The sequence below is a fragment of the Ensifer adhaerens genome, from assembly GCF_002940685.1.
GTDB lineage: Bacteria > Pseudomonadota > Alphaproteobacteria > Rhizobiales > Rhizobiaceae > Ensifer > Ensifer adhaerens_E.
Genome location: NZ_PNFP01000009.1, coordinates 67,981 through 89,116 on the forward strand (window position 1 = coordinate 67,981; position 21,136 = coordinate 89,116).

17 protein-coding genes, 2 tRNA genes and 1 pseudogene are annotated in these 21,136 nt (G+C 62.7%); 1 reads left to right on the plus strand and 19 read right to left on the minus strand.

Annotation, left to right across the window (positions count from 1 at the left end; genetic code table 11):
* The 16 genes from C1A35_RS18315 to C1A35_RS18390 form a co-directional block, all read right to left on the minus strand.
* Nucleotides 1-1,512 carry an NADH-quinone oxidoreductase subunit M gene (locus C1A35_RS18315; RefSeq protein ID WP_104665709.1) on the minus strand — a complete coding sequence of 504 codons (1,512 nt, stop codon included), beginning with the start codon at nt 1,510-1,512 and terminating at the stop codon, nt 1-3.
* A complete protein-coding gene (nuoL, locus tag C1A35_RS18320; RefSeq protein ID WP_104665710.1) occupies nt 1,512-3,503 on the minus strand; it encodes an NADH-quinone oxidoreductase subunit L in 1,992 nt (663 codons plus the stop codon). The genes C1A35_RS18315 and nuoL overlap by 1 nt, the downstream gene beginning before the upstream one ends.
* Before the next feature lie 7 nt (nt 3,504-3,510).
* Entirely contained in the window at nt 3,511-3,819 is a 309-nt protein-coding gene (gene nuoK / locus C1A35_RS18325) for an NADH-quinone oxidoreductase subunit NuoK (RefSeq protein WP_034803568.1), read from the minus strand.
* A gap of 28 nt (nt 3,820-3,847) precedes the next feature.
* Nucleotides 3,848-4,462 carry an NADH-quinone oxidoreductase subunit J gene (locus C1A35_RS18330; RefSeq protein ID WP_104665711.1) on the minus strand — a complete coding sequence of 205 codons (615 nt, stop codon included), beginning with the start codon at nt 4,460-4,462 and terminating at the stop codon, nt 3,848-3,850.
* 138 nt (nt 4,463-4,600) lie between these two features.
* Complete coding sequence (gene nuoI / locus C1A35_RS18335; protein ID WP_025426590.1) at nt 4,601-5,092, minus strand: NADH-quinone oxidoreductase subunit NuoI; 492 nt, start codon at nt 5,090-5,092, stop codon at nt 4,601-4,603.
* 64 nt (nt 5,093-5,156) lie between these two features.
* The gene (nuoH, locus tag C1A35_RS18340; protein WP_104665712.1) at nt 5,157-6,200 is read right to left on the minus strand and encodes an NADH-quinone oxidoreductase subunit NuoH; all 1,044 of its coding nucleotides are present in this window, start codon (nt 6,198-6,200) and stop codon (nt 5,157-5,159) included.
* Between the two features lie 20 nt (nt 6,201-6,220).
* Complete coding sequence (gene nuoG / locus C1A35_RS18345) at nt 6,221-8,302, minus strand: NADH-quinone oxidoreductase subunit NuoG (RefSeq protein WP_104665713.1); 2,082 nt, start codon at nt 8,300-8,302, stop codon at nt 6,221-6,223.
* A 111-nt stretch (nt 8,303-8,413) separates the two neighbouring features.
* A complete protein-coding gene (locus C1A35_RS18350; RefSeq protein ID WP_104665714.1) occupies nt 8,414-9,064 on the minus strand; it encodes an NADH:ubiquinone oxidoreductase in 651 nt (216 codons plus the stop codon).
* Between the two features lie 7 nt (nt 9,065-9,071).
* Nucleotides 9,072-10,376 (minus strand): NADH-quinone oxidoreductase subunit NuoF, encoded by a 1,305-nt coding sequence (nuoF, locus tag C1A35_RS18355; RefSeq protein ID WP_043626148.1) that lies wholly within the window; start codon nt 10,374-10,376, stop codon nt 9,072-9,074.
* An 11-nt stretch (nt 10,377-10,387) separates the two neighbouring features.
* Nucleotides 10,388-11,518, minus strand: coding sequence for an NADH-quinone oxidoreductase subunit E (locus C1A35_RS18360; RefSeq protein ID WP_104665715.1), 1,131 nt, complete (start codon nt 11,516-11,518; stop codon nt 10,388-10,390).
* A gap of 16 nt (nt 11,519-11,534) precedes the next feature.
* A complete protein-coding gene (locus C1A35_RS18365) occupies nt 11,535-11,792 on the minus strand; it encodes a hypothetical protein (RefSeq protein ID WP_104665716.1) in 258 nt (85 codons plus the stop codon).
* Nucleotides 11,792-12,982, minus strand: coding sequence for an NADH-quinone oxidoreductase subunit D (locus C1A35_RS18370; protein WP_104665717.1), 1,191 nt, complete (start codon nt 12,980-12,982; stop codon nt 11,792-11,794). Before C1A35_RS18370 ends, C1A35_RS18365 begins: the two co-directional genes overlap by 1 nt.
* A 57-nt stretch (nt 12,983-13,039) precedes the next feature.
* On the minus strand, nt 13,040-13,645 hold the full coding sequence (locus tag C1A35_RS18375) for an NADH-quinone oxidoreductase subunit C (RefSeq protein WP_077961569.1): 606 nt from the start codon (nt 13,643-13,645) through the stop codon (nt 13,040-13,042).
* Nucleotides 13,646-13,663: 18 nt separating this feature from the next.
* Nucleotides 13,664-14,242, minus strand: a complete 579-nt coding sequence (locus tag C1A35_RS18380; RefSeq protein ID WP_104665718.1) for a NuoB/complex I 20 kDa subunit family protein — start codon at nt 14,240-14,242, stop codon at nt 13,664-13,666.
* Nucleotides 14,233-14,598: an NADH-quinone oxidoreductase subunit A gene (locus C1A35_RS18385; protein ID WP_034803593.1), complete on the minus strand. Its 366-nt coding sequence runs from the start codon at nt 14,596-14,598 to the stop codon at nt 14,233-14,235. Before C1A35_RS18385 ends, C1A35_RS18380 begins: the two co-directional genes overlap by 10 nt.
* Nucleotides 14,599-14,897: 299 nt before the next feature.
* A tRNA-Asp gene (locus tag C1A35_RS18390) sits at nt 14,898-14,974 on the minus strand.
* 467 nt (nt 14,975-15,441) lie between these two features.
* Between C1A35_RS18390 and C1A35_RS18395 the strand changes: the two genes are divergently transcribed.
* Nucleotides 15,442-15,517: transfer RNA gene (locus C1A35_RS18395), tRNA-Val, on the plus strand.
* 221 nt (nt 15,518-15,738) lie between these two features.
* On the opposite strand, the gene C1A35_RS18400 is transcribed toward C1A35_RS18395, so the two are convergent.
* The 3 genes and pseudogenes from C1A35_RS18400 to C1A35_RS18410 all read right to left on the minus strand — a co-directional run bounded on the left by C1A35_RS18400 (nt 15,739) and on the right by C1A35_RS18410 (nt 20,957).
* Nucleotides 15,739-16,137 carry a (R)-mandelonitrile lyase gene (locus C1A35_RS18400; RefSeq protein WP_104665719.1) on the minus strand — a complete coding sequence of 133 codons (399 nt, stop codon included), beginning with the start codon at nt 16,135-16,137 and terminating at the stop codon, nt 15,739-15,741.
* 84 nt (nt 16,138-16,221) lie between these two features.
* Nucleotides 16,222-19,677: pseudogene (locus C1A35_RS18405) on the minus strand (AAA family ATPase).
* Nucleotides 19,677-20,957, minus strand: a complete 1,281-nt coding sequence (locus tag C1A35_RS18410; protein WP_104665720.1) for a metallophosphoesterase family protein — start codon at nt 20,955-20,957, stop codon at nt 19,677-19,679. Before C1A35_RS18410 ends, C1A35_RS18405 begins: the two are co-directional and overlap by 1 nt.
* Nucleotides 20,958-21,136 lie beyond the last annotated feature (179 nt).

Here is a 21,136-nt window from a genome sequence, read left to right on the forward strand (position 1 = left end):
TCATTGCACCGAAAGCGCAACGTTTTGCGCTGCCTGCAGGGCTGCGGAGTAGTTGTTGACGAGCAGATCCACGGAGGCCGCGGTCGCATCGAAGATCGGTGCCGGGTAGACGCCGAAGAAGATCGTCAGGATCACCAGCGGATAAAGAATGGCCTTTTCGCGCGCCGACAGATCGAGCAGCGACTTCAGGCTTTCCTTCTCCAGCGCGCCGAACACGACCCGGCGATAGAGCCAGAGCGCGTAGGCGGCCGACAGGATCACGCCGGAGGTCGCAAAGAGCGCAACCCAGGTGTTGGCGCGGAACGCACCGACGAGCGTCAGCACTTCACCAACGAAGCTGGACGTGCCCGGCAGGCCGACGTTCGCCATGGTGAACACCATGAAGGCGACGGCATATTTAGGCATGTTGTTGACGAGGCCGCCATAGGCCGCGATTTCGCGGGTGTGCAGACGGTCATAGACAACGCCGACGCAAAGGAAGAGCGCGCCGGAGACGATGCCGTGCGACAGCATCTGGAAGATCGCACCCTGCACGCCCTGAACGTTGGCGGCAAAGATACCCATCGTCACATAGCCCATGTGCGCAACGGACGAATAGGCGATCAGCTTCTTGATGTCGGTCTGCATCAGCGCCACCAGCGAGGTGTAGATGATGGCGACGACCGAAAGCGTGAAGACGAACGGCGCGAAGTAATCTGATGCCAGCGGGAACATCGGCAGCGAGAAGCGCAGGAAGCCGTAGCCCCCGAGCTTCAGGAGAACGCCGGCCAGGATGACCGAGCCTGCCGTCGGCGCCTGAACGTGTGCGTCCGGAAGCCAGGTATGGACCGGCCACATCGGCATCTTCACCGCAAAGGAGGCGAAGAAGGCGAGCCACAGCCAGGTCTGCATCTGACGCGGGAAGTTATAGGCCAGCAGCTGCGTGATATCGGTCGTACCGGCCTGCCAGTACATCGCCATGATCGCGAGCAGCATCAGCACCGAGCCGAGCAGCGTATAGAGGAAGAACTTGTAGCTGGCGTAGACGCGATCCTTGCCGCCCCAGACACCGATGATGAGGAACATCGGGATGAGGCCGGCTTCGAAGAACACGTAGAAGAGCACGATGTCGAGCGACACGAAGACGCCGATCATGAACGTTTCCAGAACGAGGAACGCGATCATGTAGGCCTTCAGGCGCTTCTCGATCGACAGCCAGCTTGCGAGCACGCAGAACGGCATGAGGAAGGCCGACAGCACGACGAACAGCATCGAGATGCCATCGATACCGAGATGGTAGGAAATGCCGGTGCCGAGCCACTCGTGCTTCTCGATCATCTGGAAGCCCGGGTTCGAGGAATCGAACTGGTACCAGATGTAGACCGACACCGCGAAGGTGAAGATCGTCGTCAGCAGCGAAACGTTCAGGATGTTCCGGCGGCCGTAGGCGCTGTCTTCCCTTGTGAGCAAGAGAAGCAGGACGCCGACGAGCGGCATGAAGGTGACCGCGGAAAGTACGGGCCAATCGGTCATCAGAAGGAACTCCTGAACATCATCCAAGTAACGAGCGCGGCAATGCCAATCAGCATCGCGAACGCGTAGTGATAGAGGTAACCAGTCTGCAGGCGGACGACGCGGTCAGTGACGTTCATCACGCGTGCGGCAATGCCGTTCGGGCCGTAGCCGTCGATCACGCGACCGTCGCCTTCCTTCCACAGGAAGGTGCCGAGCCACTTGGCCGGGCGTACGAACAGGAAGTCGTAGAGCTCGTCGAAGTACCACTTGTTCAAGAGGAACTGGTAGAGGCCGCGGTGCTGTTCTGCCAGATACTTCGGCAGTTCCGGCCGGCGGATATACATGTACCAGGCGGTGAAGAGGCCGAGCGCCATGGCGCAGAACGGGCTCCACTTAACCCACAGCGGTACGTGGTGGTACTCATGCAGGATTTCGTTTTCCGCCGAGGTGAACAGCGCGCCCTTCCAGAACTCGGCATAACCTTCGCCGAAGAAGTGGTCGTGGAAGAAATAGCCGGCAGCAATGGCGCCGACGCCAAGGATGTAGAGCGGGACCAGCATCACCTGCGGCGATTCATGGACGTGATGCATGACATCGGAGGAAGCACGCGGCTTGCCGTGGAAGGTCATGAAAGTCAGACGCCAGGAGTAGAAGCTGGTGAAGAGAGCGGCGATCACCAGCAGCGTGAAGGCAAAGCCGGAAACGACGCTATGCGACGCGAAGGTCGACTCGATGATCGCGTCCTTCGAGTAGAAGCCCGCCGTGCCGATAACGCCCGGAATACCGACGCCGGTCAGTGCGATCGTGCCGATGAACATCATCCAGTAGGTGACCGGAATGTGCTTCCGAAGACCGCCCATGTAGCGCATGTCCTGCTCGCCATCGACGGCGTGGATGACCGAACCGGCGCCCAAGAACAGTAGAGCCTTGAAGAAGGCGTGCGTGAACAGGTGGAAGATCGCCGCGCCATAGGCGCCGACGCCCAGTGCCACGAACATGTAGCCGAGCTGCGAGCAGGTCGAATAGGCGATGACGCGCTTGATGTCGTTCTGCACGAGACCGACGGTCGCGGCGAAGAAGGCGGTGATCGCACCGATGATGGTGACGACGGTCAGCGCATCCGGCGACAGCTCGAACAGCGGCGACATGCGGGCGACGAGGAAGACGCCGGCGGTGACCATGGTTGCGGCATGGATAAGGGCCGAAACCGGGGTCGGGCCTTCCATGGCGTCCGGAAGCCAGGTGTGCAGCAGGAACTGCGCCGACTTGCCCATCGCGCCCATGAAGAGCAGCAGCGATGCGGCGGTGATGGCATCAGCCTTGTCGAGGTGCATGCCGAACAGGGTGACGACCGCCTCCCCTGCTCCGGCACCTTCGGCCGGCAGATAAGTCTTGGCAGCAGCGAAGATCGTTTCCAGGTTGACCGAGCCGAACAGCACGAAGACGAGGAAGATGCCGAGCGCGAAGCCGAAGTCGCCGACGCGGTTGACGATGAAGGCCTTCATCGCGGCGGCGTTGGCCGACGGCTTCTTGTACCAGAAGCCGATGAGCAGGTAGGACGCGAGACCCACGCCTTCCCAGCCGAAGAACATCTGCACCAGGTTGTCCGAGGTGATGAGCATCAACATCGCGAAGGTGAAGAGCGACAGGTAGGCGAAGAAGCGCGGACGATGCGGATCGTGGTGCATGTAGCCGATCGAATAGACATGCACGAGCGTCGACACCGTATTGACGACCACGAACATGACCGAGGTCAGCGTATCGACGCGGAACGCCCATTCGACATCGAAGGTGCCGGACTGGATCCAGCGCAGCACCGAAACCTTGATCATTTCCTGGTGGCCCATGGCGACGTCGAAGAAGACGTACCAGGAGAGCGCAGCGGCGATGATCATCAGACCGCTGGTGACATATTCCGATGCCTTGGCGCCGATCGAATTACCGAAGAGGCCGGCGATCAGAAAGCCGATCAAAGGCAGGAAAACGATAGCCTTGATGATGGTATCCATAGCCCAATCAGCCCTTCATCATGTTGACGTCTTCAACAGCGATCGAGCCGCGGTTGCGGTAGAAGACGACGAGAATTGCAAGTCCGATGGCCGCTTCCGCAGCCGCGACGGTCAGGATGAACAGGGCAAAGACCTGGCCAGTGATATCGTTCAGGAACGCCGAGAAGGCGACCATGTTGATGTTGACCGCGAGAAGAATGAGTTCGACCGACATCAGGATGACGATGACGTTCTTCCGGTTCAGGAAGATGCCGAAGACGCCCAGCGTGAACAGGATGGCGCTGACGGTGAGATAGTGGGAAATTCCGATTTCCATTTTTTTGTTCCTCGATCTCGCGTCCGACTTAGATGCCCTGGCCCGGCTTGACCGTGACCACTTCGACGGCGGTCTCAGGCGTGCGGGCAACCTGCTGCGGGATGTTCTGGCGCTTGATGTTTTCGCGGTGGCGCAGCGTCAGCACGATGGCGCCGATCATGGCGACGAGCAGGACCAGGCCGGCGATCTGGAAGAAGTAGACGTAGTGGGTATAGAGCACGTCGCCGAGGGCTGCCGTGTTCGTCCGCTCGGTGACGGCCGGGATTGGCATCGAGACCGCCTTGGCGATTTCCGGCGAAAACGTCGCGCCGCCCACCACGATGATGAGTTCGGCGGCCAGGATCAGACCGATCAGAGCGCCAACCGGTGCATATTCGAGTACGCCGGCGCGAAGTTCCGCAAAGTCGATGTCGAGCATCATGACCACGAACAGGAAGAGCACCGCGACCGCGCCGACATAAACGACCAGCAGGATCATCGCGAGGAATTCGGCGCCGGTCAGCAGGAACAGGCCTGCCGAGTTAAAGAAGGTCAGGATCAGGAACAGAACCGAATAAACCGGGTTCCTGGCCGCAATGACCATGAATGCCGACGCCACCGCGATGAAGGCAAAGAGATAGAAAAAAAGAACCTGCAGACCCATGATCGGTGCCTTCTTCGTCTTGCACGGCGTGAGGCGCTTTTGGCCCCACTCCACAGGCAAAGCCGGACACGCGTCCGGCCGTTGCCCAAACCTATGTCACATGCACCGCCCTCCCCGGGGCGGCGCTACGCAATGGCCTCAGCGATAGGGCGAGTCCATTGCGATGTTACGTGCGATTTCCCGTTCCCAACGGTCACCGTTGGCGAGGAGCTTGTCCTTGTCGTAGTAAAGCTCTTCGCGCGTCTCGGTGGCGAACTCGAAGTTCGGGCCCTCGACGATGGCATCGACCGGACAGGCTTCCTGGCAGAAACCGCAATAGATGCACTTCACCATGTCGATGTCGTAGCGCACCGTGCGGCGGGTGCCGTCGTTGCGGCGCGGGCCGGCTTCGATGGTGATGGCCTGTGCAGGACAGATCGCCTCGCACAGCTTGCAGGCGATGCAACGCTCTTCACCGTTCGGATAGCGGCGCAGCGCATGCTCGCCACGGAAGCGAGGGCTGACCGGGCCCTTTTCGAAGGGGTAGTTCAACGTTGCCTTCGGCTTGAAGAAATAGCGCATCGACAGAAAGAAAGCGCCGACGAATTCCTTCAGGAACAGCGAGCTGACGGCTTGCGAAAGACCGGCCATCATTTACCTCCAGAGTTGCCGGCCTGGGAGCGACCGGCGGTATGCTGCCAAACGTAAGCCATCGTCATGCGGCTCCCGTCAGCTTGAGAACGAACGCAGTGATCACGACCATTGCGAGAGAGATCGGCAGGAAGACCTTCCAGCCGAGACGCATCAGCTGGTCGTAGCGGTAACGCGGAACGAAAGCCTTCACCATCGCGAACATGAAGAACACGAAGGATGCCTTGAGCACGAACCAGATGATGCCGGGGACCCAGTTGAGGAACCAGACGTCGACCGGAGGCAGCCAGCCGCCGAGGAAGAGGATCGTCGTCAGCGCGCACATCAGGCAGATGGCGGCATATTCGCCGAGCATGAACATCATGTAGGGCGTGGAGCCGTACTCAACCATGAAGCCGGCGACGAGTTCGGATTCGGCTTCCGGCAGGTCGAAGGGCGGGCGGTTCGTTTCGGCCAGCGCCGAAATGAAGAACACGATGAACATCGGGAACAGCGCCAGCCAATGCCAGTCGAGGAACGACGCCGGCAGGCCGAGGTTCGTACCGATGCCCGTGGACTGGGCGTTGACGATGTCCGTCAGGTTCAGCGAGCCGACGCAGAGCAGAACGGTGACGATGACGAAGCCGATCGAGACTTCGTAGGAAACCATCTGTGCTGCAGAACGAAGCGCGCCGAGGAAGGGATACTTGGAGTTCGACGCCCAGCCGCCCATGATGATGCCATAAACTTCAAGAGAAGATATGGCGAACACGAAGAGGATGCCGACGTTGATGTTTGCGATCACCCATCCGGCGTTGAGCGGGATCACCGCCCAGGCGGCGAGCGCCAGCGTCACGGAAACGAGCGGTGCGAGCAGGAAGATCGCCTTGTTGGCGCCGGCCGGGATCACCGGTTCCTTGAAGACGAACTTCAAAAGGTCGGCGAAGGACTGGAAAAGTCCCCAGGGGCCTACCACATTCGGACCACGGCGGAGCTGAACTGCAGCCCAGATCTTACGGTCGGCGAGCAGAATGTAGGCGATGAAAAGCAGCAGCGCGACCAGGAGCAGCAGCGACTGGGCGACCATGATGATCGCGGGCCAGACATAGGTCGAAACGAAAGCGTCCATGATACTCTATTCCTTCGCGCTCATTCCGCCGCAGCTTTGAAATTGTTGCGTGCCAAAGCCGAGCATTCGGCCATGACGGCGGATGCGCGCGCTATCGGGTTCGTCAAATAGAAGTCTTTGACCGGAGACGCAAACACGGATTTGCCCATCTCACCGGCTTTTTGGCCAAGTGCGGCAATTTCGTCGCCGTTGCCGGCCGCGATCGCGTCGATATCGGCGAAATGCGGGTGGGCCGCATAGAGCTTCGAGCGCAATTCGCCAAGCGAATCAAAGGGCAGCTTCTTGCCGAGGACGTCGGACAGCGCGCGGATGATCGCCCAATCCTCGCGTGCGTCGCCCGGTGCGAAGCCAGCGCGGTTGCCGACCTGAACGCGGCCCTCGGTGTTGACCCAGGTGCCGGACTTTTCGGTGTAGGTCGCGCCCGGCAGGATGACGTCGGCGGCATGCGCGCCGTTGTCGCCGTGCGAGCCGATGTAGACCGTGAAGCCGGACTTGCGTTCCGCAAGATCGATCTCGTCAGCGCCGAGCAGGAAGAGAACATCGGAAGCGGTGACCATTTCGGCCGCCGTCTTGCCGTTTGCACCTGGAACGAAGCCGAGGTCGAGGCCACCGACGCGGGAAGCAGCCGTGTGAAGAACGGCAAAACCGTTCCACTCGGCGGTAACCGCACCGGCGGCGCCTGCGAGCTTGGCGGCGGCAGACAGAACGGCAGCGCCGCCCTCCCCTGCAACAGCACCCTGGCCGATGAGGATCATCGGGCGCTGCGCCTTCTTCAAGGTGGCGGCAAACTTGCCCTTGCCGGAAACGAGTTCGGCAAGCGTTTCGGTGCCGGCGCCGAGATATTCGTATTCGTAGCGCAGTTCGCCGGGCTCGCCGATCACGGCGATCGGGAAGTTGCCCATGCGGTAGCGCTTGCGGATCCGGGCGTTGAGAACCGAAGCCTCGAAGCGCGGGTTGGAGCCGATGATCAGCAGCGCATCAGCGCTTTCGATGCCAGCGATCGTCGGGTTGAAGAGGTAGCTGGCGCGGCCGAGCGAAGGATCGAGTGCTGCACCGTCCTGGCGGCAGTCGACACTCTCGGAGCCGAGCGCTGCGATCAGGCTCTTCAACGCGAACATTTCTTCGACCGAAGCGAGGTCGCCGGCAATCGCGCCGATCTTGTCGCCAGAGGTCTGGGCAACCGCGGCCTTGACCGCCTGGAAGGCTTCGGCCCAGGTGGCCGGCTGCAGACGGCCGTCCTTCTTGACGTAAGGACGATCGAGGCGCTGCGTCTTCAGGCCATCCCAGATGAAGCGGCTCTTGTCGGAGATCCACTCTTCGTTGATGTCCTCGTTGACCCGCGGCATGATGCGCATGACTTCGCGGCCGCGGGTATCGACGCGGATCGCCGAACCGAGCGCGTCCATCACGTCGATGGATTCGGTCTTGTTCAGTTCCCACGGACGGGCGGTGAAGGCAAACGGCTTCGAGGTCAGCGCGCCGACCGGGCAGAGGTCAACGACGTTGCCCTGCAGTTCCGAGGTCATCGCCTGCTCGAGATAGGTGGTGATCTCGGCGTCTTCGCCGCGGCCGATGAGGCCCAGCTCGGCAATGCCGGCGACTTCGGTCGTGAAGCGGACGCAGCGCGTGCAGTGGATGCAGCGGTTCATCACGGTCTTGACCAGCGGGCCGATATACTTGTCTTCGACGGCGCGCTTGTTTTCCTGGTAGCGCGACGAGTCGATGCCGAAGGCCATGGCCTGGTCCTGCAGGTCGCATTCCCCGCCCTGGTCGCAGATCGGGCAATCGAGCGGATGGTTGATCAGCAGGAATTCCATCACGCCTTCACGGGCCTTCTTGACCATCGGCGTGGTCGTGAAGACTTCCGGGGCCTCGCCGTTCGGGCCCGGACGGAGGTCGCGCACGCCCATGGCGCAGGAAGCGGCGGGCTTGGGCGGCCCTCCCTTCACCTCGATCAGACACATGCGGCAGTTGCCGGCGACCGAAAGCCGCTCGTGGAAACAGAAGCGCGGAACTTCAGCCCCGGCCTCTTCGCACGCCTGAAGCAGCGTGAAATGATCCGGTACCTCGATCTCTTTTCCGTCGACTTTCAGCTTTGCCATCTTCGTACTCAATCCTGTCTTCCGTCCGTCGGCCCATCGGCGACGGACAATTCCAACACAGCCTTGCTGCTTGCGGGCGATGGCCGTCTCCGGTCCCCCGCCCCTATTGTCTCAAGCGCCTTTCAGCGCCTTGGCCTGTCCAACCCAATCGTCCCGCTTGATCCGCCCGCCGAAACCGAGTTCGTCGTCGAAGCGGGCGACATCCGCCTCGCTCCAGCCGGCGATGTCGGCAAAGCCGCTGATCCCTTTAGCGTTCAGCACCTGCTCGAGCTTCGGGCCGATGCCGGAGATCAGCTTGAGGTCGTCGGTGGCTTTCGCCTTGGCGCGCGTCGCGCGAACCTTGACCGCCTTTTGAGCGGCACCCTTCTCGACTACCGGCTTTGCGGCTGCGCGCTTGGCAGGCGCGGACGGCTTGGCAACCGGTTCCGGCTTTGCGTCGGCCTGCACCGTCTTTGCGACAACGGCGGTCGTCTTGTCAGACGCTGCGGGCTCTGCCCGCTTCTGCGCCGCCTCGACGGCCCCCTGCATCGCGCCGATCATGGCGCCTGCAATCTGGGTCGTGAGACCGAGGCCGATCGCGGTCGCCGCCGCAACTGCGGCTGCCGGATGAACCATCAGCGGATGCAGCGGCACCTGTGAAAGGCCCTTCATCCATTCGCCCATGCCGAACGGATCGGCCGGATCGCCGTCAAGCGGACGTGCGAACGGAATGCCTGTTTCGGCCTGTCCCTTCATCTGTCCCTCTTCGCGTGCGCCGGCCATCGTCGGGTTACTCCGCCGCTTCCAGAACCGCGCCATGCGACGACGCGTTGCGCGTGTATTCGTCGATGCGCGCTTCCATCTCCGGACGGAAATGCTTGATCAGGCCCTGGATCGGCCAGGCGGCCGCGTCGCCAAGCGCGCAGATCGTGTGACCTTCCACCTGCTTGGTGACGTCGAACAGCATGTCGATCTCGCGCTTCTGGGCGCGGCCCTGAACCATGCGTTCCATCACGCGCATCATCCAGCCGGTGCCTTCACGGCACGGCGTGCACTGGCCGCAGCTCTCGTGCTTGTAGAAGGCCGAGAGACGCCAGATCGCCTTGATGATGTCGGTCGAGCGGTCCATGACGATGACGGCAGCGGTTCCAAGGCTGGAACCGACTTCGCGCAGACCGTCGAAATCCATGATCGCGTCCTTCATCTGCGCGCCAGGCACGCAAGGAACGGACGAACCGCCGGGGATGACGGCGAGCAGGTTGTCCCAGCCGCCGCGAATGCCGCCGCAGTGCTTTTCGATCAGCTCATGGAACGGGATCGACATCGCGTCTTCGACCGTGCACGGGCGGTTGACGTGACCGGAGACCGAATAGAGCTTGGTGCCGTGGTTGTTCGGGCGACCGAAGCTCGTGTACCAGCCAGCGCCGCGACGCAGGATCGTCGGGGTGACCGCGATCGACTCGACGTTGTTGACGGTCGTCGGGCAGCCGTAGAGGCCCATGTTCGCCGGGAACGGCGGCTTCAGGCGCGGCTGGCCCTTCTTGCCTTCAAGGCTTTCGAGCAGCGCCGTCTCTTCGCCACAGATATAGGCGCCGGCACCATGGTGCACGTAGATGTCGATGTCGTAGCCGAGCTTGTTGTTCTTGCCGAGCAGGCCATAGGCGTAGCACTCGTCAATCGCCGCCTGCAGCGCCTCGCGCTCGCGGACGAATTCGCCGCGGACGTAGATGTAGGCGACATGGGCACCCATGGCGAAGCTGGCGATAACGCAGCCTTCGATCAGCGTATGCGGATCGTGACGCATGATGTCACGGTCCTTGCAGGTACCGGGCTCGGACTCGTCGGCGTTGACCACGAGATAATGCGGACGGCCGTCGCTTTCCTTCGGCATGAAGGACCACTTGAGGCCCGTCGGGAAGCCGGCGCCGCCACGACCGCGAAGGCCGGAAGCCTTCACTTCGTTGACGATCCAGTCACGGCCCTTTTCGAGCAGCTGCTTGGTGCCGTCCCAGTGGCCGCGCGCCATGGCGCCCTTCAGGGACTTGTCCTTGAGGCCGTAGATATTGGTAAAGATGCGGTCTTCATCTCTGAGCATAATTCACCTCTTTACCGCGGCTTCTTGCCGAAGACCTTGATGTATTCGGCTTCGCCGCCCTTGGCGAGCGCCTTGGCCTGCTTGACCCAGTCGTCGCGTTCGATGCGGCCCTTGAAATTCAGGTATCCGTCGACCCACTCGCGCTCCGCCTTCTTCCACGAAGCAACTTGCGCGTAGGTGTAGATGCCCAGTTCGTTGAGCGTACCTTCGATTTTCGGACCGACGCCCGAGATCAGCTTGAGGTCGTCGGTCGCCGCCGGCTTTTCGATGCCGGCCGGACGGTTCTTGTCCTCCAGCGACGGTTTCCCGGAAACGGCAGCAGCCTTGGCCGGCTTCGACTTGTCGACGGTGTCGCCTTCGACCTTGGCGTTGGCAGCGGCTTCCGCCTTTGCCGTCGCCGGGGTCTTCAGCGATGGGTCGGTCACGGCCGACGCGGTCTTGGCGCGACCGGCATTCGACGGCGGCACGGAGACGGCCGGAGCATCGCTCACCTTCTTGGCGGCGCTAGTCGCAGCCTTGGCCGGAGCGGCATCCACAAGCATGAGGGTTGTCGGGCCGCCTTCCGGAGCCGAATAGATGCGATCGATCTGCGGACCGGGGGTGATTTCAGCACCCTTGCCTGCTTCGAAACGGTCGATGATCTGCTCGAGTTGCTCGGGCGTCAGGTCTTCGAAGGTGTCCTTGAAGATCATGACCATCGGCGCGTTGACGCAGGCGCCCTGACATTCGACTTCTTCCCAGGAGAGCGTGCCGCCCTCGTTGAGGGTGAAGGGATCGTGGGCGATCTTCTTCTTGCAGACCTTGATCAGATCTTCGGCGCCGCGCAGCATGCAGGGCGTCGTGCCGCACACCTGAATGTGCGCACGGGTGCCGACCGGCTTCAGCTGGAACTGGGTGTAGAAGGTCGCAACTTCGAGCGCGCGGATGTAGGGCATGCCGAGCATGTCGGCGATCGACTCGATGGCGGCCTTCGTGACCCAGCCGTCCTGATCCTGAGCGCGCATCAACAGCGGGATGACGGCGGACTGCTCACGACCCTTGGGGTATTTGTTGATCGTTTCCTTCGCCCAGGCGGCGTTCTCCTTGCTGAAGGCAAAGCTCGCTGGCTGGACGGTGTCTTCGGCTAGTCGACGAACGGACATTCTAGTGGACACCTTATCAGTTAATCGAACCGCACCGCGATTTCGTCACCGAGACGAATTCGCAGGCATAGGCTGACTGGTCTTTCTGCAAAAATACGATGTAGCGCGTGCCATTGGCGACCGCGGCCTTGATCTCGTAGCCCTTGGCAACGAGATCGGCCATCGAGCCCCCGCGCATGCCGCCCGACGTCGTGCCCGTATCGAGCTGCTCCTGGGCGGGAGCGGCCGATGCGAACGCGAGAAGAGCGAGCGTGGCCAGGGGCGCGAGACGCATCAGCGGTCCACCTCACCGAACACGATATCGAGGGAGCCCAGCACGGCCGAAACGTCGGCAAGCTGGTGTCCCCGACAGAGGAAATCCATCGCCTGGAGATGCGCGTAACCCGGGGCACGGATCTTGCAGCGATAGGGCTTGTTGGTGCCGTCGGAGACGAGATAGACGCCGAACTCGCCCTTCGGCGCTTCGACGGCGGCGTAAACTTCGCCGGCCGGCACGTGATAGCCTTCGGTGTAGAGCTTGAAGTGGTGGATCAACGCTTCCATCGAACGCTTCATCTCACCGCGCTTCGGCGGAACGATCTTGCCGTCGAGCGACGAAACCGGGCCGACCTTGGCATCGCCGAGCAGGCGATCGACGCACTGGCGCATGATGCGGGCCGACTGGCGCATTTCGATCATGCGGATCAGGTAGCGGTCGAAGCAGTCGCCGTTCTTGCCGATCGGGATATCGAATTCCATATCCGAGTAGCACTCGTAGGGCTGCGAACGACGCAGGTCCCAGGCAGCGCCCGAGCCACGCACCATCACGCCCGAGAAGCCCCAAGCCCAGGCATCGTCGAGCTTGACGACGCCGATGTCGACGTTGCGCTGCTTGAAGATGCGGTTGCCGGTCAAGAGTTCGTCGATGTCGTCGACGGTCTTCAGGAACGGATCGATCCACTTGCCGATATCTTCGACCAACTCGTGCGGCAGGTCCTGGTGGACGCCGCCCGGACGGAAATAGGCCGAGTGCATGCGCGCGCCGCAGGCACGCTCGTAGAACACCATCAGCTTTTCGCGCTCTTCAAAGCCCCAGAGCGGCGGCGTCAGTGCGCCAACGTCCATGGCCTGCGTGGTGACGTTCAAGAGGTGCGACAGGATGCGGCCGATTTCCGAATAGAGAACGCGGATGAGCTGGCCGCGGATCGGAACTTCCGTCGCCGTCAGCTTCTCGATCGCCAGCGCGTAGGCATGCTCCTGGTTCATCGGCGCCACGTAGTCGAGGCGGTCGAAATAGGGCACGGCCTGCAGATAGGTCTTGGTTTCGATCAGCTTTTCGGTGCCGCGATGCAGCAGGCCGATATGCGGATCGACGCGCTCGACGATTTCGCCATCAAGCTCGAGCACCAGACGAAGAACGCCGTGCGCCGCCGGATGCTGCGGGCCAAAGTTGATATTGAAGTTGCGGACGTTGTGTTCGGTCATACCGATTGCTCCAGGCCGGACGGCAGCCGCTTGGCGGCTACCGCGGACCATTTAGTCTCACCGTGCTTTCGCCTTCTCGTCGCCGGGGAGCACGTAGTCCGTGCCTTCCCAGGGAGACAGGAAGTCGAAGTTGCGGAATTCCTGCTTCAGTTCGACGGGCTCGTAGACGACGCGCTTGGCTTCGTCGTCATAACGCACCTCAACAAAACCGGTGACCGGGAAGTCCTTGCGCAGCGGGTGTCCTTCGAAACCGTAGTCCGTCAGGATACGACGCAGGTCCGGATGGCCGGTGAACAGGATGCCGTACATGTCGTAGGCTTCGCGCTCGAACCAGTCGGCGCCGGGATAGACCGGCGTTGCCGACGGAACCGGTTCATTCTCGCCGGTCGAAACCTTGACGCGCACGCGCAGGTTCTGGCGCGGCGACAGCAGGTGGTAGACGACGTCGAAACGGTCCGGGCGCTGCGGCCAGTCGACGCCGCAGACGTCGACGAAGTTGACGAAGGCGCATTGCACGTCGTCGCGCAGGAACGTCAGCAGCGCGATGAGGTTCGCCGACGTCGTCGTCAGCGTCAGCTCGCCATAGGCCAGCGACGCGTCGGAGATCAGCGCACCACGCGTTTCGCGCAGGTAGGATGCAAGCTCGTTCAGGGCTTCACTCATATCAAAGACCCCCTGCCCTTAGCGCTCGATCGTGCCGGTCCGGCGGATCTTCTTCTGCAGCAGGAGCACGCCGTAAAGCAGCGCTTCTGCCGTGGGAGGACAGCCTGGCACGTAGATGTCGACGGGAACGACGCGGTCACAGCCGCGAACAACCGAATAGGAATAGTGGTAATAGCCGCCGCCGTTGGCGCAGGAGCCCATCGAGATGACGTAACGCGGCTCCGGCATCTGGTCATAGACCTTGCGGAGCGCGGGCGCCATCTTGTTGGTCAGCGTGCCGGCGACGATCATGACGTCGGACTGGCGCGGCGAGGCGCGCGGCGCAAAGCCGAAGCGCTCGGCGTCGTAGCGCGGCATCGACATCTGCATCATCTCGACCGCGCAGCAGGCGAGACCGAAGGTCATCCACATCAGCGAGCCGGTACGGGCCCAGTTGATGAGCTCGTCGGTCGAAGTGACCAGAAAGCCCTTGTCGGCGAGTTCATTGTTGATCTCGCCGAAGAATGCGTCATTGCTGCCGATCGGCTTGCCGGTCGAGGGATCGATGATCCCCTTGGCCTTCGGCGCAACGAGCGTGGTGCCGGATGCTAGTTCCATTCCAGCGCTCCCTTCTTCCATTCATAGATAAAGCCGATCGTCAGCACACCGAGGAAGACCATCATCGACCAGAAGCCGAACCAGCCCAACTCATGGAACGAGACCGCCCAGGGGAAGAGGAAGGCAACTTCGAGGTCGAAGATGATGAAGAGGATCGACACGAGATAGAAGCGGATGTCGAACTTCATGCGGGCGTCGTCGAACGCATTGAAGCCGCACTCGTAGGCCGACAGCTTTTCCGAATCAGGAGCCTTGAAGGCGACGGCGAAGGGAGCAATCAGGAGCGCCACACCGATCACCAATGCGATTCCAATGAAAATCGCGATCGGAACATAGGAACCGAGAAGTTCAGTCATTGTTATCCGTCCCTGCCTGCGGGAGGGCGCATGGGAGAGCGCCAGATCAACAAATCTCGCAGGCCGAAAAATATGTTGCAACGCCGGAGTGGTTAGCGCAGCCCGCGCCGTCGCGCAAGCCTTGAGGGGCCATTTAAACCGGTTCGCGACACAGGATCAGACGGGTGGTACCGACAAAGCGCGGATTCGTGGGCCGACGGGAACTTTACGGTAAAACAAAGCAGGACGAGACAGATTGCCGCAGTGCACAATCCAGCCCGAGGGCTGGCACATTTCAAAGGAAAACCGGAGAGGAGAAATGGCGCGAGTGACGGGGCTCGAACCCGCGACCTCCGGCGTGACAGGCCGGCACTCTAACCGACTGAGCTACACCCGCATCCTCTTGACTTGGTTGAGGCGTTTCCGCCCCGGCACCGAGCGGGCTTGCCCGTTCGATGAGCGGCTAACTAAGCGGTTCGCATTTGGGTGTCAAGCGTGTTTGAAGACAAATCCGTGACGGAATGAAAATTGATCCACAGGGCGAAAATGATCCACAGGGCAGCAAGGCGACAAAGCTTGGCAGGTCCGGTTCATTTCACGGGACGCAGCCGCGTCGCCATTCCGATCGCCCTCCGTCCCGCACGGCGAACTCGCCCGGCGATTCTTTTCCGCGCCCTCCCCTGCCACTCCTCCAAGAGAAGAGACGCTTTCTTGTCCACAGCCACGAACCCCTGCAATTCAGGGCATCGCGCAGGCGCTCGCAAAAAAAATCATAAAAACGATACAAATGCTCTTGCGGTTTTTTTCGGTTACGCCTAGATCACGGCCACCGACGCGGCGGACTGAACCGGTCCAAACGCGGAAGGGCGATTAGCTCAGTTGGTAGAGCGCCTCGTTTACACCGAGGATGTCGGGAGTTCGAGTCTCTCATCGCCCACCATTTTCTCCCAGAAAATAGACGTCATTCACCGCAGTTGAATTTGCTGTTCGCAATTTCCTGCCGCACTCGTATGTGCCTGCGCTTCCGGATGAGCACCAACCCTGAATGGCCGGATAAGGGACCAGACGGCCCAGTCGCGACGGCTTCCCGCGATTTGCGACGCTCGGCTCGCCACAAGCGCCAAGACCTTCAGCGCCGGCGAGCCCGCATGCGCGGCGCAGTTACGCGCCGCGGTACTGCTCGTCGCTCACATGCTCCAGCCAATCCACGGCCTTGCCGTCAAGCGCCTCCTGGATCGCCAGATGCACCATGGCAGTGTCCGGCGCGGCACCGTGCCAATGTTTTTCGCCTGGCGGGAACCAGACGACGTCACCGACGCGAATCTCGCGCACGGGGCCGCCCCAGCTTTGGGCAAGGCCACGGCCGGCGGTCACGACCAATGTCTGGCCGAGCGGATGGGTGTGCCAGGCAGTGCGGGCGCCAGGTTCAAAGGTGACGCTGACGGCACGGACGCGCGCCGGGGCCGCGGCCTCGATCACCGGGTCCTGACGCACCGTGCCGGTGAAGTACTCCGCCGGAGCGCGCATCGAAGGTCTCGACCCACCTTGTATGATGTCCATCTCTCGTTCCTCCGGTTTTTTTCAGGGCATGTATTCCCCGAAAATGCGTCACGGCCAGCGGGCACTGGCTTGGTCGCGAGCCTATCATAACCTGTGGATCGTCACAGTCGGGCAGGCCTCACGGGCAATCTCGCAAAGATGCTCGTGGTGCGTCAGATAGATCACCTGGCCGACACGCGCCATGTCTGCCATCTGCTCGAAGGCGCGGCCGGCCCGCCCGTCGTCGAAGGTCTCCATGATGTCATCGGCGATGAAGGGCAGCGATTCGCGCGCCGCGGCGATCTCGTGATAGCCGGCGATTCTCAGCGCGAGGTAGAGTTGGAATCGGGTGCCCTTGGAGAGATCCCTGGCAAGCTTCGATCCGCCGGCCGCCGCATTGGCGATCAGGAACTCCTGCCCCCTGTCGGATTGCGCCGAGAGACCGGAGTACTCTCCGCCGCTGATCCGGCTGAAGGTTTCCGAAGCGCGGCGCATCATCGCGCTACGGTGCCGCTCGCGGAAGAGCCGCAGCGCCGTCTCTGCGGCGATGACGCCGGCGCGCAGCCGCAGGTAGGCGAGCGCCTTGCCCTCGATGTCGAGAAGCAGCGTTCTGCGCTTCTGTTCGAGTTCTGCGACCGTATCGCCCCCCTCGACAGCGGCGAGCGCCTTTTCCCTTTCTCGCATCTCCGTATGCAGTTCGCTGACGTCTCGGTCGCTTTCTTCGAGCGCCGCGTCCAGCCGCGCGAGTTCCAGCCTGACCTTCGCGTCATCGAGTTCCGCGAGCAGGGCCTCGGCTTGCTCGCTCCCGGCGACACCCAGGCGGGAAGCAAGATCCGCCTCCGATTCGGCGATGCGCTCGCGCAGGCGCTGCTGCTCCCGGCCGGCCTCAAACAGCTGCGCCGCTTCGTCGAGCGTTTCGCAACCGAAGAAATCAAGCACCAGGCGCCTGCGCGCGAGATGCAGCTCCCGTTCGGAGCAAGCGACACGCCGCTCCTCCTCCAGGCGCGCGAGTTCCGCGAGGAAGGTTGTACGGCGATCCGAAAGCCGTTGCGCCTCGGCTGCGCGCGCTTTCAGCGTCATGTAGGTCGTCAGGGTGTCGTCAGCGGTCGCCCCGCAGGCAAGCTCGGCAATGGCACGGTCAAACTCGATCTGGTCCTTGCGCATGCCGGCGATTCGATATTCGAGATCTGCCTTTCGCTGCGTGAGCTTGTCGAGCTCCTGCAGGATCGAGAGCATTGGACCGATCTGCTCCGGCGTCAAAGGCTCGCTGCGCGTGGCCAGCCAGCTTTTCGCAAGAGTATCCGTCCATTGCTCTTGCCAGGCGGCTATCGCGGCTTCCGAAACGTCGAGCGTGGATTGCCGGCTATCAAGGACCGTTTTCGCCCGCCTTGCCGCCTCACGGGTCGCATTGCGGGCGCCGTCCAGGGCGCGCGCCTGCGAGACGGCCTGCTCGGCGACAAGAAGAAGGCTGTCGAGCCGCTCCGGCAGGTGTCTGCCCATGTCTATGGCCACAAGCTCCTCGCGCAGTCCGATGATTGCGTCGGTCTCCTCGGCATGAGCGCGATCGAAATCCTGGCGCGCGGAACGCAACTGGGCACGCAGCTCAAGTGCCACAAGCCGGACCGCCAACCACGCCTCCAGTTGAGTCAAGTCATTGACGCCGGGTAATCCGCAGGCCAAGGCGGCTGTTGCCAACACCTGCGCCTGCCTTGCCGCGTCAGCCAGAGATTGCCTCTCCTGTTCACGCAGCGCCTCGATGCGGGCACGCCGCTCGGCGATCGACAGCGAGAGGCCGCGCATGTCGGCAAGTCGCGTCGTTTCGGTGAGGCGCCGTGCGGTAAGCTCGTCGTCTTCGCCCATGACCCGTTCGAAGGCGATGGCCGTCTCGCAGACAAGCTGGGACCTGTGCTGCCGCCACGCTTCGTCCCGACGCTGGCGGAGCGCTGTGGCCGAGGCATCGTCCATCGTGCCGCCGACGGCGGAAAGCCCGGTCAGCCGTGCCTCCTCGCCCGCCAGCAATTCCTGCTCCGCGGCGATGCGGTCGACAACGCGCACGCGCCGCTCCTCGTGGCTGGCGGTCGCCTGGCGCCACGCCTCGAGCGCTGCCGGCGACGGGACGTCGAGCGCCAGAAGGTCATCGGCCATCCCGGCAAAGGGCCTCAGCAGCACGCGCTTGTCGGCGAGTTCCGCCTCCAGGCGGTCGATGGCCTGTTGCGCCGCCTGTTTGCGCAGGGCGCAGTCGCTGCGCCGTAACAGCGACAGCCGCTCGGCAAGGCTCGTGACATCCGCTGCACCCTGCTCTTCGAGCCGGACCAGTTCGCGTTCGGCATCCCGATCGGATTCGACGGCGCTTTGCAACTCCTGGCGCGCCGAGGCCAGGCGCTCGACGAGCGCCGAGTGCCGGCGGGCGAGATCCTGAAGCTGGGCAGCGGTGCCTGCCGGCAGCAAAAGTCCCACGGGGTCGCGGTCGGCCGGTTCGCCAAGCCGCAGCAGGCAGCCGAGCACTTCCGCCGCGGTCCTTGCCAGGTCCTCCAGTCGAGACGGCATGTCACGCGCCGCCGTGACGTAGCGCGCGTCAAGCGCTGTGTCCTGAAGCGCGGCCAGCCGCTCGATCAGGCAGAGACCTTCCTTGTCGATCGGCATTTCTTCGAGAGCGTCGCGGCGATGCTGGATCTCGCTGTCGCTTTGCCGCAGCCTGATCTCGATCTCCGCCTCCCGACGGCGAAGCGCCGGCAGTTCGCTTGCCCACTCTGCCGGCGGGGCCGGCAGCGGTGGAGCGCTCGCCAGCTCCGCGCGGAGGGCGCGAAGTCGGCCGAAATGCGGCAGCGCCTCGATCTCGGCTTTGAGGCGAGCCCGTGCCAATCACAACTCACTGCGGCGGGTGATCGCTTCGTCGTGCCGTTCGCGCGCCTGCGTCAAGGTCTTGCGCAGCGCCGCATATTCGCGCGCATTGATATCGAGCGCGTTGCGCTCGGTCCTTAAGGACTCGAGCTCACCCTTGAGTTCCGCCAGTTGATGCTTGCGCGCCTGCGGACGGTAGAAGCCATCGGCCTGCCCGCGCAGGGCGGCAAGGATCGCCGTGCTGTCCGGTAGGCCAGAGCTCGCGGAAAACAGCAGCGATCCAAGTTCGCCCTCGCTTTTCAGGATCGCTTCGCCACCCTTCTCGATGCTCTCGTCATCAAGCGAGAACATCATCTGATAGGTGTCGCGATCGATGGCGCCGAGCGCGCCGGAAAACAGGTTGTCGGGCAAAGGTTGGTCGTCGGGACCGATCAGCGAATTCGTCTTTCGCTTGATCCGGAAGGCGCGGTCGGTGCGGCCGGCGGCTTCGATCGTGCCGCCGACGCGCATCGTCGGGTATGGATGCAGGAAACCATAGGGGCTCGAATGCTCGATACCGAAGAGCAGATCGAGGAAACCGGAAAACAGGGTCGACTTGCCGGCTTCGTTCGGGCCGTAGACGATGTGGAGATCCGGTGTACCGGGCACCCCGTCGCCGAAGTCGAGGCGGCGATCGGTGAACTTGCCGTAGCGGACGAGATCAAGTGCACTCAGCCGCATCAGTTGGCCCCCTCGCCGGCGCCGCCACCATGAAGATGGGCAAGCACCTCGGCCGTTCCCGACACCCCGGCCTCGAAGGCCAGCCGCTCGACCGCCTCCTCATCCGGCGCGAGCGATTGGCGAAGTTCGGGCGGAAGCTGCTGCAAGACGTCTTCCACGGCTGAGAGCACATCCTGGCGAAAGCCGTGCGCCGGCAGGACATCCGTCTCGACCAGCGCTGCCAGCTCCTCGACGGGATCGAGGATGGCGCCCGGCGTTTCAGTCCGGACGTTGCTGCAGGTCAGCTCGACCTTCTCGATCCAGCAGCCGGCGATGCCGGCAGCGATGTTGTCGATCTCTGCCCGCAGCAGGTCCGCGTCACGGCGAAGGCGCCAGGCCAAGGGCGTGGTGCCGCCAAGCATCAGACGCAGGATGACGTTCTGTGCCGATATCTCGCCACACACACGCGAAAGCGCCTGCCTGACGGCATCGAGCATGTCACGCCATTCCGCGAGCCCCGTCAGGTCGACGCGCAGGCGTTCGAAACTGGCAATGCCGATTGCCCGCTCGGCAAGACTGACATGGCCGTCGTCGTCGATCGTGACCAGAGACACGCTCTTTACGCCGACTTCATTGATGTCGCGCCCCTGCGGCATGCCCGGCATGACGACGAAGGGCGCCGTCGCATGGACCTGCCGCTGATGAATGTGGCCGAGGGCCCAGTAGTCGAAGCCGTGGGCAATGAGGTCGGCGACGCTGCAGGGGGCGTAGAGATCATGGCCGGCGGCGCCTGCGAGACTCGTATGCAGCATGCCGACGTTCACCGCGCCGGGCACCGGTGGCTGGAAAGCCGGAAGCAGGCTTTCGGGCGCATGCGGGCTGGCGAAGCTCACGCCGTGCACGTAGACGTCGCGGCCGCTTGCCAGAGTCTTGGCGGCGACCGCCTTTGCCCTGCCTTTGAAGACATGGGCGGACGGCGGCAGGGTCAGTTCATTGGTGACCTGGGACTGGGCATCGTGATTGCCACGAATGATGAAGACGCGGATACCGTGTTCGTCCAGCCGGCGCAGTTCCCGACCGAGAAACAACGCCGTGTTCATCGACGTCTGGCTGCCATCGTAGAGATCGCCGGCAATCAGCAGGGCATCGGCCTCTTCGGCGATGCAGAGGTCGACGATATTGACGAGGGCCTGCCGCGACGCCCCGCGCACGATCTCTGCGAGATCGGCATTTCTGAGGGCGAGGCTGCGGAGAGGCGAGTCGAGATGCAGGTCTGCGGTGTGGACGAAACGGAAGGGCATGACCGACCATGGCCGCCCCGCCACCGCCCGTCAATCAGTGCCAACGCGTCATCCACTTGGGAGATGCGCCGCCCTCGCGCAAGCATATTTCAGATCACGAAAGTAAAGGCAGAGCTAATACAAATGCGGCCGGCTGCGATTGTTAACATCGCCCGTCCCTGACAGCCAGAGGCTACCTG

Bases quoted from the DNA above. Each gene is read 5' to 3' on its own strand.
- C1A35_RS18315 (WP_104665709.1), bottom strand. From the start codon at position 1,512: ATGACCGATTGGCCCGTACTTTCCGCGGTCACCTTCATGCCGCTCGTC.
- nuoL (WP_104665710.1), bottom strand. From the start codon at position 3,503: ATGGATACCATCATCAAGGCTATCGTTTTCCTGCCTTTGATCGGCTTT.
- nuoK (WP_034803568.1), bottom strand. From the start codon at position 3,819: ATGGAAATCGGAATTTCCCACTATCTCACCGTCAGCGCCATCCTGTTC.
- C1A35_RS18330 (WP_104665711.1), bottom strand. From the start codon at position 4,462: ATGGGTCTGCAGGTTCTTTTTTTCTATCTCTTTGCCTTCATCGCGGTG.
- nuoI (WP_025426590.1), bottom strand. From the start codon at position 5,092: ATGGCCGGTCTTTCGCAAGCCGTCAGCTCGCTGTTCCTGAAGGAATTC.
- nuoH (WP_104665712.1), bottom strand. From the start codon at position 6,200: ATGGACGCTTTCGTTTCGACCTATGTCTGGCCCGCGATCATCATGGTC.
- nuoG (WP_104665713.1), bottom strand. From the start codon at position 8,302: ATGGCAAAGCTGAAAGTCGACGGAAAAGAGATCGAGGTACCGGATCAT.
- C1A35_RS18350 (WP_104665714.1), bottom strand. From the start codon at position 9,064: ATGGCCGGCGCACGCGAAGAGGGACAGATGAAGGGACAGGCCGAAACA.
- nuoF (WP_043626148.1), bottom strand. From the start codon at position 10,376: ATGCTCAGAGATGAAGACCGCATCTTTACCAATATCTACGGCCTCAAG.
- C1A35_RS18360 (WP_104665715.1), bottom strand. From the start codon at position 11,518: ATGTCCGTTCGTCGACTAGCCGAAGACACCGTCCAGCCAGCGAGCTTT.
- C1A35_RS18365 (WP_104665716.1), bottom strand. From the start codon at position 11,792: ATGCGTCTCGCGCCCCTGGCCACGCTCGCTCTTCTCGCGTTCGCATCG.
- C1A35_RS18370 (WP_104665717.1), bottom strand. From the start codon at position 12,982: ATGACCGAACACAACGTCCGCAACTTCAATATCAACTTTGGCCCGCAG.
- C1A35_RS18375 (WP_077961569.1), bottom strand. From the start codon at position 13,645: ATGAGTGAAGCCCTGAACGAGCTTGCATCCTACCTGCGCGAAACGCGT.
- C1A35_RS18380 (WP_104665718.1), bottom strand. From the start codon at position 14,242: ATGGAACTAGCATCCGGCACCACGCTCGTTGCGCCGAAGGCCAAGGGG.
- C1A35_RS18385 (WP_034803593.1), bottom strand. From the start codon at position 14,598: ATGACTGAACTTCTCGGTTCCTATGTTCCGATCGCGATTTTCATTGGA.
- C1A35_RS18400 (WP_104665719.1), bottom strand. From the start codon at position 16,137: ATGGACATCATACAAGGTGGGTCGAGACCTTCGATGCGCGCTCCGGCG.
- C1A35_RS18410 (WP_104665720.1), bottom strand. From the start codon at position 20,957: ATGCCCTTCCGTTTCGTCCACACCGCAGACCTGCATCTCGACTCGCCT.